Raw genomic sequence first — 12703 nt, forward strand, 5'->3', positions numbered from 1 at the left:
CTTTATTAACGACTAAGATTTTGTCTAATTTCAGCCTTCATGAACAAACGAGTTACATCGAATTCAATATTTGAAATCATCTCTTCAAACATTCTGTAACCAGAATCTTGATATTCAACTAATGGGTTAAGCTGACCATAACCACGAAGACCAATTGATTGACGCAATTGGTCCATGGCATCAATATGATCAGTCCAACGATCATCGACGACACGTAAAATAACAACTTTTTCAAATTCCAGCATTTGACTTGGATCACCCAATGCTTTTTCTTTATCGGCAAAGTTCTTCTCTACGATATCATATAGCTTCTTCTTCAAATCTTGAACACTGATTGTCTTAAAATCAATCGAATCTGCTACTTGTTCTGAAGTCAAACTCGAAGCAATAAAGTCACGCAATGAATCAAGACGCCATTCGCTTCTATCACCTTGAGTAAACATGTCTACTTGACTATCAATGGTGCGATAAATCATTGGTACCAAAACATTCTTCAGTGATTTATCAGCGTCAATGACTTGCATTCTTTCACCGTAGATAATTTCACGCTGAATACGCATAACGTCATCGTACTGCAAAGTCTGCTTACGAGTATCGTAGTTGTTACCTTCAACACGTTTTTGAGCGGATTCAACTTGGCGAGTAATCAAGCGACTTTCAATCACCTTATCATCATCATTATCAGATAAACGATCTAAGAAGTCCTTAACTCGATCGCCACCAAATCGCTTCATCAAGTCATCTTCAAGTGATAAGTAAAATCTAGTGTAACCAGGATCACCCTGACGACCAGACCGACCACGAAGCTGGTTATCAATACGACGTGATTCGTGACGCTCAGTACCAATAACTGCTAAACCGCCAAGTTCCTTAACTCCAGGCCCTAACTTGATGTCAGTACCACGACCGGCCATGTTAGTCGCAATCGTTACCGCACCACGTTGACCGGCGTTCATAATGATCTGCGCTTCCTTGGCGTGGTTTTTAGCGTTTAAAACTGCATGAGGAATATTAGCCTCATCAAGCAAATGACTAAGTCTTTCTGAACTTTCAATCGCTACAGTACCAACTAAGACAGGCTGACCTTTAGCATGACGCTTCTTAATTTCTTCAACTACAGCATGGAATTTTGAATCCAAAGTTGGATATAAAATATCAGGCATGTCTTTTCTGGCAATTGGACGGTTAGTAGGAATCGTGATTACCTGCATGTTGTAGATTTCACGGAATTCTTCTTCTTCAGTCTTAGCAGTACCAGTCATCCCAGACAACTTCTTGTACATTCTGAAGAAGTTCTGGTAGGTAATCGTAGCCTGTGTCTTAGATTCTTCTTGAATCTTGACGCCTTCCTTAGCTTCAATGGCTTGGTGCAAGCCATCTGAATAACGACGGCCCTCCATTACACGACCCGTAAATGAGTCAACGATCAATACTTCACCATCTTGAACCACATAGTCAATATCTTTAAGCATGATGTAGTTAGCACGAAGAGCTTGATCGATATGGTGCACCAACTTTTGGTTTTCAACATCGTACAAATTCTTTATACCGAAGTGTTCACAGGCTTTTTCAATCCCAGTTCTAGTAAGTGAAATAGTCTTAGTAGGCCAGTCAATCTTGTAATCGCCGTGATCTTCATCATCATCGGCATCGTCATCGCTCTTGTCTTCTGATAAGGTCTTAACAAAGCGATCGGCACGGATATAATCACTGTTAGCTTGTTCAGCTTCACCAGAAATAATCAATGGCGTTCTGGACTCATCAATCAAAATCGAGTCAACTTCGTCGATGATGGCATAGTTAAGTGGACGTTGCACCATTTGCTCCTTGTAAACAACCATGTTGTCACGCAAATAATCAAAACCAAGTTCTGAGTTGGTTGAATAAGTAATGTCACAGTTATAAGCTTCACGTTTTTCATCTGGTGACATGGAGTTCAAGTTCAAGCCTACTGTCAAGCCAAGCCACTTATACAATTGGCCCATTTCTTCTTCATCACGGCTGGAAAGATATTCGTTAACCGTAACAACGTGAACACCCTTACCAGTCAAAGCATTTAAGTAAACTGGCATCGTAGCGGTCAAGGTTTTACCTTCACCTGTCATCATTTCAGAAATATTACCAAAGTGCAGTGAAATACCACCTAAAATCTGAACGTGGAATGGATACAGCCCCAGAACACGCTTAGCCCCTTCACGAGAAACTGCAAATGCTTCCGGCAAAAGATCATTTAAGCTTTCACCATTTTTAATCCGCTTACGAAACTCTGGAGTCTTAGCTTGAAGCTGTTCATCGGACAGCTTGCTCATTTCATCAGCGTAGGATTCTACTTTTTGTGCATATTTTTCAAATTTTTTAAGTTCTCTTTTATCAGTGTTATATAGTTTCTTTAAAATATTTGCCATTAAATCGATCCTTATATGTCGTTAAGTCTAAAAATACAGATTAATTTTAACATGATTGCTTGTAAAAGGAAAATATTCCATACAAAAACCCCGCGCCAAAAACGCGAGGCTTGTATATTTAATGAGTATGTTAACTCGTTTATTCGTTAGTTTCAATTAAACCATAGCGACCATCGTTTCTGCGGTAAACAACGCTAGTACCGTTAGTTTCCGCATCTTCAAATACAAAGAAGTCGTGTTCCAACATATCCATTTGCAAAATTGCTTCTTCTGGATCCATTGGTTTCAAGCTAACGCGCTTGTTACGAACAATGTCGAATTCACTAGGTTTCTTTTCTTCTTGAGGTTGTTCAACGAAGAAGTCTTGCAAACCCTTTTCACGACTCTTTTTATTTACACGGGTCTTGTATTTTCTGATTTGACGTTCAAGTTTTTCTGAAACGAAGTCAATGCTACGATACATGTCATCCGTGGTTTCTTCAGCTCTCAAAACTAAGTATGGTAAAGGAATAGTAACTTCCACCTTAGCAGAATGATCACGGTAAACTCTTAAGTTAACGTGTGCAATCACATCTTGAGTCAATTCAAAGTATTTCTCCAACTTGTTTAACCGTTTCTCAACATAGCTTCTTAAAGCGTCAGTTACTTCAATATTTTCTCCACGAACATTGTACTTTAACATATAAGATTCTCCTTTCACCGCAAAGCGGTTTTTTCTTTACAAATTTATTATACCAAAAGATGAAAGCGTTTCATAATAAATCTACCGACAAATTGAAAAGCTTTCAATTTTTGCCTTTGGAAAATCCCGCCGCAAACAGTCCCGCGCGTGATATAACGTTCTGCCTGTAGTATAAATATCATCCAAAATTAATATTTTTCCTGTTTTGATACTTTCATCCAATTCAACTGCAGAATCAATGAAAAAACTTTGTGGCGTTTTAAGTCGCTCTTGCTTGTTTTTCTCCCCTTGTGCATGACTACCAGTTTTCTTTTTTAAAAGTGGCGTTAAAGGCAAAATATCGCCATAAACCGCGAAAATCGTATCAAACTGACGTCTGTCTTGATGCTCAGGTGAGGTCGGAACAGGAACATAATAATCGTAATCTGTTTTAATTAAATATTCATAGCATAATTGCTGCAATACCTCACGCAGGACATAATCACCACGCCGTTTATAAGCCACCATCAAATCATGAAAAGCTAAATTGTAGTGATATAAGGCATGATTATGAAGGACATTATTGGGATACATTTGTTGCCATTTTTTACAATCAAGGCATACAAGTCCCTGATCCATTTCTTTATGACAAAAACTACAATAGTTGCCCGTTAATTTCTGAAATTTTTGCAAGCAATGTGAGCAAATTCTAGTTGACCTTGATTGTTTAAACGAAAAAATTTGGGCGAAATAAATTGGCGGCACAAATTCTTGTTCACATAATAAACATGTTCTCATTTATTCATTTCCCTGATTTGTTTAATACTTGTGCGAATATTCTTAGTATAGCGATGATAACAGTACAAAACTAAGCCAGTGGGATCCTCCTGTGCTCGACCTACTCGTCCAGCAATCTGAACTAAGCTAGCAGTAGTATAAATAGCATCATCCGCTGCAATAATAATTACCCAGACATTTTTAAAAGTTACGCCGCGCTCTAAAATCGTCGTAGTTAATAGCACATCCAGTTTTCTTTCTCTAAAGGCTTGCACTTTCTCTAATCTTTGAGGATCTTGAGCGTGAACGCCAGCCATTTTCAGCTCTTTCATTTTTAATTTATCTTGCAAAGTTTTTAAGTAAGTCGGAATCTCCTCAATCCGCGGTACAAAAATCAAAAGTGGATGCTTACTCAAAATCACTTTTTTAATTTCCGTTAATAATGCTGGATGAATTTGTTGTCTTTTATTCAAAAATGGCTTAATAAATAGTTTTTCCTTCGGCACTGGCAAAAGTCCGCCATGAAAACGGCGATTTAACTTTAAAAGCTGAATTGTACCTTTTTTTACTTCTTGCAACAAATCATTCGTTGGCGTAGCTGTTAAATATGCTCGCATGCCAGTATTTTTGACAGCATTTTTAGCCGCAAAATGCAATTCAGCGTTGCCTACATATGGGAAAGAATCTACCTCATCAATTACCAATAGATCAAATGCTTGATAAAATTTCATCAATTGGTGCGTTGTACAAATAGTCAATTGCTCCAGTCCAGGCTCCTTATATTCTCTACCATGATATTTACCAATCTCAATTTGAGCAAAGGCTGCTTGAAAGCGCGGATAAAGTTCATTAACCACATCAATTCGCGGTGTAGCAATACACGCTCTCTTCCCTTGACTTAAACAAGTAGCAATTAGCTGAAAAAGCATTTCGGTCTTCCCCGCGCCAGTTACCGCATGCACCAGACTACTCTTCTTCTCTCTAAAATTTAGTACCAGTTGATCTGAGATCTCCTGCTGCAACGGCGTTAATTTACCTTGCCAGGTTAAACCATCATTTTTTCTTTTTTCAAAACGATCAGTTGCTGGCAGCCGTATTAGCCAATTGCCTTCGCTAGCTCTACCTAAGCCGATACAGCCGCGACAATAATACTTGCCACTTGGTAATTTATATTTCAAGCGATCGCCACAACGATTGCAAATTCCCTTTTCAAACACTGGAACTTGGTTGCATCCCTCAAGTATGCTAGAATCCTCTTGACTAACAATCCATTGACGACCAGATAATAGAGTTAAATCTTCCATAATTTTCACCTCTATTATTTATTACGCAAAAAGAGGCGATTTTTTTGTCAGAAAAAGAAATTTTTTTAACAATTAAGCAAAATGGTAGCAGTGAATTAATTATCAAAAAAAGCAGATTCATTACTAGCATGGCTCGCACCACTACAGTTGACGAGGCAAATGCGTTTATTCAAAAAATCTCTAAGCAATATCGTGATGCGACTCATAACACTTTTGCTTACACCATCGGACTAAATGATAATCAGGTTAAAGAAAGCGATAATGGCGAACCTTCAGGTACAGCGGGCGTACCCGAATTGAAAGCACTCCAATTAATGAAACTAAAAAATGTTACCGTAGTAGTCACGAGATACTTTGGTGGGATTAAATTAGGTGCTGGCGGTTTAATTCGTGCTTACTCCAACAGCGTCACCAACGCCGTAGAAAACATTGGCGTAATCAAGCGTGTATTGCAGCAAGAATTAATTTTCAGGGTTCCCTATAATCGCTTCGATGAGGTAGATCATTATCTTAAAACAAATAATATTTTTATAGCTAACACCGAATATGGCGTTGATGTTAAAATCCATATTTTTTTAGATAGCAATGAACAAGAACAAACAAAAAATGACCTAACTAATCTCTTAGCAGGTCAAGTCAATTTTACTAATGGCGAAAAACGTTATAACGAAATTCCAGTAGAAGACAATAATTATCATGAGCAATGAAAAAGAGCTTGGTTAACCAGGCTCTTTATTTTTTCGCTTTATTTTTGCTTTTTAGTTGGTCAGGTTTCTCGTCACCTAAATGCCAAACTTCTACTGTAGGATCAGTTTTGCTTTTCTGATTAATAATTTTTTGAATTACATGCATTAAAGGATGATATTTTTCACCTAATAAGCCAATTGATTCCACGAAATATTCTAGTGCAACTAATAGTCCTAATATTAATAACCAAGTGCCCCATGCTGGTGAAAGCAAGAACAATAGCGAAATAAAAGAAAATACTAATGACAAAGCATATATTGTTAATACAGTTTGTCTATGCGTCAATCCCATACGCATTAACTGGTGGTGCAAATGATGCTTATCAGCTTCTGAAATTGGCTTTTTATTTAGTTTACGCCGGATCATTGCATATACCGTATCAGTAATTGGCACGCCTAAAATGATAATTGGTACCAGTAATGAAATAAAGGTCACATTTTTTAAGCCTTTCAAGGATAATACCGCAACCATAAAGCCGATATAAAGAGCACCAGTATCTCCTAAAAAAATCTTAGCTGGATGGAAATTATACGGTAAAAAACCCAATAGACAGGCAGCCAGCATAAAACAAGCAATTGGCACATATAACTGATGCGTATGCAGGAAGAAATATCCTACAATCCCCATGGTTGTCAAAGAAATTAACGATACACCATCAGCTAAACCATCTAAACCATCTATTAAATTAACAGCATTAGTTAAAGCTAAAATCCAAAAAATCGTAATCGGAAAACTCCACCACCCCAAATTAACTTCATGCGCTACAAAGGGCAATTTTAAAACATTCATGCGTATTCCTGCTAAAAAATAAATAATTAACGAAGCAATAAAAATCCCAAACATTTTTTGTCTTGGTTTTAATTCTAGAATATCATCAATTAATCCCGTCAACACGATTACGCTTGAAGCCAGCAAAATTGAAAAAATTTCATGCGTAGGGAATTGTTCTCGTAGAAGCACGAAGGCCCCAATGTTAAAGGTAACGAAGATACCAAGTCCCCCAATCGTTGGCATCGGCTTTTTATTAACGCGGCGCGCGTTAGGATTATCTACGGCCCCTAATACAAAAGCAAGACGCCTGATAAAGGGTGTAATAGCGGCCGAAATGATAACTAATAAAAATAATTCAACAATAATTTTAAACATATTTGGCTACTTTCCTTATTTACTTGGTTTAATTATACAAGTAGAGGAGATTTTGTACAAATAACAAAAAAGTTTGAGATTTTCATCCCAAACTTTCTTTTCTTATTTAGCAATTGCCACAACCCGCTTCTCACGGATAAGGGTAATTTTAATATTTCCCGGATAATCAAGTTCTTTTTCAACTTGGTTGCGAATATCCCGAGCTAAAATTACTGTACGATCATCTGAAACCTCATCAGGTTCAACCATCACGCGTACTTCACGTCCAGCTTGAATTGCATATGCTTGCTTGACGCCATGATAACTCTTAGCTATCTTCTCAAGTTCGGTTAAACGTCTGATATAGTTTTCTAAACTTTCGCTTCTTGCACCAGGACGAGCCGAGGAAATCGTATCTGCTGCAACTACAAGTTCAGCAATAAACGATAACTTAGGTACATCTCCGTGGTGAGCGGCAATCGCATTAACTACAATCTCATTTTCATGATACTTACGAGTTAATTCAACCCCAATTTCTACATGGGAACCTTCAATATCATGATCGATTGCTTTACCAATATCGTGTAATAATCCCGCGCGAACCGCTAATTTTTCATCTAGACCTAGTTCAGCAGCCATAGTGCCGGCTAGCTTACCAACTTCAATTGAATGAGATAAAACATTTTGACCATATGAAGTACGATACTTAAGTCGGCCTAGTGTCTTAACTAGCTCCGGATTCATACGGTGAATTCCGAGTTCTATTAAGGCACTTTCACCAGCTTCATAAATATCGTCGTTAACTTCTTTTCTGGCCTTATCAACCATCTCTTCAATTCTAGTCGGATGAATTCGACCATCTTTGATTAAACGCTCCATTGCCCTCTTAGCAATCTCACGTCTAATTGGATCAAATCCACTCAAGGTAACTACCTTTGGCGTATCATCAATGATTAGATCAATGCCAGTTAAAGCTTCAAATGAACGAATGTTGCGTCCTTCGCGGCCGATAATCCGTCCCTTCATCTCTTCATTTGGTAAATCTACTACAGAAACAGTCGTCTCGGCAACCGTATCTGCAGCACTACTTTGAATAGCATCAACAATGATTTGATTAGCATAATGATCAGCCTTAGCCTTAACTTCTTCATTGCTATTTCTGATCATTTCGGCACGTTCTTTGACTAGTTCATCAGATAATTGACTAAGCACAATTTTTTTAGCTTCTTCTTTATCTAATTTCGCCACATCATAAAGCTTTTGCCGTCTAGCCTCAACCAATTCATCAGCCTTAGTTAGTTTTTCTTTTAAACTAGCATTCTGCTGCTTTAATTGATCCTCTTTTTGCGTAAGTCCAGCTTCTCGCTCATCTAATAAAGAATTCTTATGTTCCAAGGTATCTTCACGTTGTTGCAAACGATTTTCTTGGCGAGCTAAGACATCTTTCTTAGAATTTAGTTCGTCTTCGGTCTTTTGCTTATAATCGCGGATTTGTTCTTGAGCCTCAAGAATTTTTTCTTTCTTAGCGTTCTCTGCACTTTGCTTAACAGCTTCTGCCGCTTGCTTTTGTGCATTAACTTCTGCCTGAGCTGCAGTTACCTGAGCTTTAGCATCAGCCAAAATATGATCAGCATCATTTTGAGCATTCTGAGCTTTTTGCTCCCATGAATGCTTGCGAACAGCATAACCAATTGCTGTACCTACCAAGATTGAAACAATGGCAGTTGCGACGGGAATCACAATTAACAAATTATTCATGATTACTATCGCCCTTTTTTGAAATTATTCACACTACTTTTATGATAAAGAACCTCTGTGTTCATGTCAATTAAGATGAAAAAACCTTGGAAAATTATTCCAAGGTAAAAGGTAAATTCTATTTAGCTTTATCTTTTTGATCGGCTTTTTCAGCATTTTTCTGATCAATTTTTTCTTCTGCTTCTTCTCGCTTTTCCTTTATTTTTTCTGGATTTTCGCGGTCAGCAATTGATTTTTTATCAATACCATAAGCCTTACGAACTTGCTCTTGAATATCTTGATAAATATCTGGATGATCTTCAAGATACTTTTTAGCATTTTCACGGCCTTGACCAATTCGCTCAGTCTTATATGAGTACCATGAACCAGCCTTATTAATAATATCCTTGTCGGCAGCCATATCCAGCAATTCTCCACTCTGAGAAATACCCTTACCGTACATAATATCAACTTCAGCTACCTTGAAAGGTGGGGCAACCTTATTCTTAACTACCTTGATCTTAACTCGGTTACCTAAAACATCACCTGATTGTTTAATCTGTTCAGCTCTTCTAACTTCCAGACGAATAGTTGAATAAAACTTCAGCGCACGACCACCAGGAGTAGTTTCAGGATTACCAAACATCACGCCAACTTTCTCACGAATTTGATTGATAAAGATGGCAATTGTCTTAGTTTTAGAAATGGTACCCGACAATTTCCGCAGAGCTTGACTCATTAAACGAGCTTGCAGACCAACATGGGCATCCCCCATTTCACCTTCAATTTCTGCACGTGGTACTAATGCAGCAACTGAGTCAACCACCACAATATCAACTGCACCACTAGAAATTAAGGTATCTGCGATCTGCAATCCCTCTTCACCTGTGTTAGGCTGCGACAAAATCAAAGAATCAATATCGACGCCCAATGCCTCAGCATAAGCGGGGTCCATTGCATTTTCAGCATCGATATATGCAGCAGTACCACCGCGCTTTTGTACTTCAGCAACAGCATGTAGCGCCACAGTCGTCTTACCAGATGATTCAGGGCCATAGACTTCAATAATACGACCCCGAGGATAGCCACCTACACCAATGGCGGCATCTAAAGCTAATGAACCGGTAGGTACAGTAGATATTTGCGTATCAGCCTTTTCGCCCATCCGCATAACAGCACCTTTACCAAAATTCTTTTCGATTTTTTTAAGCGCTGCATCAAGGGCAGCCTTTTTTTCATCTTTGGCCATTAATTTCCTCCTAAATTTAATACTTTATAATTATACTTTGACCAGTATTCAATTTGCAAGCAAAATGCAAACGAGCGTTCAAAGAATTTATCCTTCACTATTTATTACGCAAAAAAAGAAAACTTTTTTCTCAAAAAATAAAAAAAGAAGCATTTTTCTGCTTCTTTTAATTTATTTTTCAGTTTATCTTACATTGAGCCCTTGAATATACCCCATGATTGATGGAAGTAGTCATACCCTGAATAAATAGTAAAGATCAATGCTAAGTAGAGCAAGATCGTACCAATGTACCAGAAATTGCCAATTAATAAAAAGATAATTGAAAGCATCTGACAAGTCGTCTTGATCTTACCTGGCATTTTAGCTGCCAACACTTGACCTTTATTTTCGGCCAAAATTAAACGTAAACCAGTAACAGCTAATTCGCGACAAACAATAATCGCTACAATCCAAGCTGGAGCAAGCTTCAATTCTACTAAAAAGATAAAAGCAGTCATCGTCAGCATTTTATCTGCCAACGGATCAGCAAACTTGCCAAAGTTGGTAACCATATTGCGTGAACGTGCAATATGACCATCAAACCAGTCAGTAGCAGAAGCAACGGCAAATACAATTGCTGCAATTACCCAGCTCCAAATAACAGTTGAGTTACCTACGGTAGTATGAGCAGTCCCACCAAAAATAATAATTAACATAAATACTGGAATCAAAAAGATTCTAAAAACAGTAAGTTTATTGGGTAAATTCATTCTTCTTTATTTCTCCTAAATCCTAATTGCCATTATCATTATTACCACTGTCATTACCGCCGCCATTATTGTTATTTTGGGTAGTGGTTGATGATTGTTGGGCACTAGATGATTGTTGAGTTTGACTACTTTGATGAGTTTGACTGCTCTGAGTAGTGGTTGATGATTGTTTCTGACTGCTTTGGGTAGTAGTTTTATTTCTAGTAGTGCTACTCTGCGTGCGACTTTGAGTAGTTGAACCAGTTTTATTATCGTTATTACCAGTGTTGCCATTATTAGTCGTCGTGCCAGTTGAATCATTTGAATGATCACTATGAGTAGTTGATTTCTTAGCTTTACCAATTAACAAAGTAATGGTCCGATATGCATTATTCGGTGCGTATGGAATTTTCTTACCGGCAATGGTAATTGAAGTCCCGTTATCGTTACCTAAGGTAACTACTACACGTTCTACATTAGCTGACAAATTAACAGTATGCTTTTGCTTAGCTAGCAAAGTTGAACTCCAAACACTAACGTTATTAGCTATCACACTAGCTGAAATGTTTTGAGTAGAACCTGCACGAACAACCAACTTACGGTTCTTCTTTAAACCAGTTACACGATATTCATTGTCGCTAATCTTCTTCACTTTCACTGGGTTAACCGCAATTTTCTTCTTTGGTTTCTTTGACGAAGATGAAGATGATTTCTGTGATGAAACAGTTACGCTATTGTTATCAGCTTGATTATGCTGCCCACCTGATGCAATATGTGCATATAAAGCATATACAACTAGAATTACGATAATTAAACCAAGTGCAATCGCAATACGAGGTAAGTAGTTCTTCCATAGATTCTTTTTATTATCTGTGGTTTGACGAACTTCTTCGCTCTTATTATCAATTGAATTTTCTACATATTCATCTGGATCAGCCTCAGGCACATCTTCGTGGTAATCGCTGAGTAATTCCTTGCCATCTAATCCAACAACTTGAGCATATTGACGAATAAATGCTCTAACATAAAAATCACCAGGAAGCTTATCGAATTCATTTTTTTCAATTGCTGTCAGATATCTACTTTGAATCTTAGTAGCTTTTTCAATATCTCCAATCGAAAGTCCTTTTGCTTCTCTAGCACTTTTTAATTTATCTCCGATATCTGCCATATTTACCTCTTCAAAATCAAGTTTAACAAATTGAGTATACCATAAAATTTTGCTTACAACGTCTTAGTTATAAAAGCCAGCCACCTGTAACATAAATTGTCTGCCCAGTAAGATAGCTACTACGCGGATTCAATATAGTTTTAACCCAATAAGAAATATCTTCGCCTTGAGCCCAGCGACCTGCCGGAATTTCTTCCTGCACCTCTTCAATTGTAGCTTGAGAAAAAATGCTATTCATTTGTGTTTTCACAGCACCAGGTGCAATTACATTCACGGTTAGGTTATTTGACGCGACTTCGCGCGCATATGCTTGAGCAAAACGACTCAATCCACTTTTAGTCCCGCTATATACGGATTCTAATGCACTGCCAGCACCACCATAAACGGAGCCTAAATAAACAATTCGACTAAAACTCTGCTTCATTAATTGCGGCTCTAATAATTTAGTTAATTTAATTGGCGTAGCTAAATTAATATTAATCACTTGACTAATATTAGTTAATTTTTCATCACCTAAAAAACCATAGTTAGTTATCCCTTGAGCAAAAATCGCAGCATTAACTGGCAATAAACTATTTACAAAACTAGTTAGTTCTTGATCGCTGGTCGCAAAATTCAACTGAATAGGCATAAAATCTAATTCAGGATACTTAGCAAAAAGTTCTTGGGCTAATTGTTCAGCTTGTTCTTTTTTCGTATTGTAATGCAAATACAGCGACCAGCCACTTAACGCCAATTCTCGGCAAATAGCTTGTCCAATACCACCAGTGGCACCAAAAACAATCGCTCGCTTCACTAA

General features: G+C 37.7%; 11 protein-coding genes. 1 reads left to right on the forward strand and 10 read right to left on the reverse strand.

Annotated features, from left to right (window positions below; translation table 11 throughout):
* Positions 1-5 precede the first annotated feature (5 nt).
* From secA to ICI50_RS07385, 4 genes are all read right to left on the reverse strand, one after another.
* Complete coding sequence (gene secA / locus ICI50_RS07370) at positions 6-2405, reverse strand: preprotein translocase subunit SecA (RefSeq protein ID WP_056941236.1); 2400 nt, start codon at positions 2403-2405, stop codon at positions 6-8.
* 139 nt (positions 2406-2544) lie between these two features.
* The gene (gene hpf / locus ICI50_RS07375) at positions 2545-3087 is read right to left on the reverse strand and encodes a ribosome hibernation-promoting factor, HPF/YfiA family (RefSeq protein WP_013854460.1); all 543 of its coding nucleotides are present in this window, start codon (positions 3085-3087) and stop codon (positions 2545-2547) included.
* 81 nt (positions 3088-3168) lie between these two features.
* Positions 3169-3864, reverse strand: a complete 696-nt coding sequence (locus ICI50_RS07380; RefSeq protein ID WP_056941237.1) for a ComF family protein — start codon at positions 3862-3864, stop codon at positions 3169-3171.
* A complete protein-coding gene (locus tag ICI50_RS07385) occupies positions 3861-5147 on the reverse strand; it encodes an ATP-dependent helicase ComFA (RefSeq protein WP_188891412.1) in 1287 nt (428 codons plus the stop codon). The genes ICI50_RS07380 and ICI50_RS07385 overlap by 4 nt, the downstream gene beginning before the upstream one ends.
* A gap of 44 nt (positions 5148-5191) precedes the next feature.
* Here ICI50_RS07385 and ICI50_RS07390 point away from each other — a divergent pair, with 44 nt between their 5' ends.
* Positions 5192-5854 (forward strand): YigZ family protein, encoded by a 663-nt coding sequence (locus tag ICI50_RS07390; protein ID WP_013854463.1) that lies wholly within the window; start codon positions 5192-5194, stop codon positions 5852-5854.
* A 25-nt stretch (positions 5855-5879) separates the two neighbouring features.
* On the opposite strand, the gene ICI50_RS07395 is transcribed toward ICI50_RS07390, so the two are convergent.
* The 6 genes from ICI50_RS07395 to ymfI form a co-directional block, all read right to left on the reverse strand.
* Positions 5880-7040: a glycosyltransferase family 4 protein gene (locus tag ICI50_RS07395; protein WP_013854464.1), complete on the reverse strand. Its 1161-nt coding sequence runs from the start codon at positions 7038-7040 to the stop codon at positions 5880-5882.
* 102 nt (positions 7041-7142) lie between these two features.
* Entirely contained in the window at positions 7143-8777 is a 1635-nt protein-coding gene (gene rny / locus ICI50_RS07400; RefSeq protein WP_188891413.1) for a ribonuclease Y, read from the reverse strand.
* A 118-nt stretch (positions 8778-8895) separates the two neighbouring features.
* Positions 8896-10005 (reverse strand): recombinase RecA, encoded by a 1110-nt coding sequence (recA, locus tag ICI50_RS07405; protein ID WP_056941239.1) that lies wholly within the window; start codon positions 10003-10005, stop codon positions 8896-8898.
* A 188-nt stretch (positions 10006-10193) separates the two neighbouring features.
* Positions 10194-10754, reverse strand: a complete 561-nt coding sequence (gene pgsA / locus ICI50_RS07410; protein WP_013854467.1) for a CDP-diacylglycerol--glycerol-3-phosphate 3-phosphatidyltransferase — start codon at positions 10752-10754, stop codon at positions 10194-10196.
* Positions 10755-10776: 22 nt separating this feature from the next.
* Entirely contained in the window at positions 10777-11904 is a 1128-nt protein-coding gene (locus ICI50_RS07415; RefSeq protein ID WP_054640378.1) for a helix-turn-helix domain-containing protein, read from the reverse strand.
* Positions 11905-11971: 67 nt separating this feature from the next.
* The gene (gene ymfI, locus ICI50_RS07420) at positions 11972-12700 is read right to left on the reverse strand and encodes an elongation factor P 5-aminopentanone reductase (RefSeq protein ID WP_013854469.1); all 729 of its coding nucleotides are present in this window, start codon (positions 12698-12700) and stop codon (positions 11972-11974) included.
* Positions 12701-12703: the final 3 nt, after the last annotated feature.

The organism is Lactobacillus kefiranofaciens, from assembly GCF_014656585.1.
Classification (GTDB): domain Bacteria; phylum Bacillota; class Bacilli; order Lactobacillales; family Lactobacillaceae; genus Lactobacillus; species Lactobacillus kefiranofaciens.

Coding starts and splice junctions, on each gene's coding strand:
- secA (WP_056941236.1), bottom strand. CDS start 2,405: ATGGCAAATATTTTAAAGAAACTATATAACACTGATAAAAGAGAACTT.
- hpf (WP_013854460.1), bottom strand. CDS start 3,087: ATGTTAAAGTACAATGTTCGTGGAGAAAATATTGAAGTAACTGACGCT.
- ICI50_RS07380 (WP_056941237.1), bottom strand. CDS start 3,864: ATGAGAACATGTTTATTATGTGAACAAGAATTTGTGCCGCCAATTTAT.
- ICI50_RS07385 (WP_188891412.1), bottom strand. CDS start 5,147: ATGGAAGATTTAACTCTATTATCTGGTCGTCAATGGATTGTTAGTCAA.
- ICI50_RS07395 (WP_013854464.1), bottom strand. CDS start 7,040: ATGTTTAAAATTATTGTTGAATTATTTTTATTAGTTATCATTTCGGCC.
- rny (WP_188891413.1), bottom strand. CDS start 8,777: ATGAATAATTTGTTAATTGTGATTCCCGTCGCAACTGCCATTGTTTCA.
- recA (WP_056941239.1), bottom strand. CDS start 10,005: ATGGCCAAAGATGAAAAAAAGGCTGCCCTTGATGCAGCGCTTAAAAAA.
- pgsA (WP_013854467.1), bottom strand. CDS start 10,754: ATGAATTTACCCAATAAACTTACTGTTTTTAGAATCTTTTTGATTCCA.
- ICI50_RS07415 (WP_054640378.1), bottom strand. CDS start 11,904: ATGGCAGATATCGGAGATAAATTAAAAAGTGCTAGAGAAGCAAAAGGA.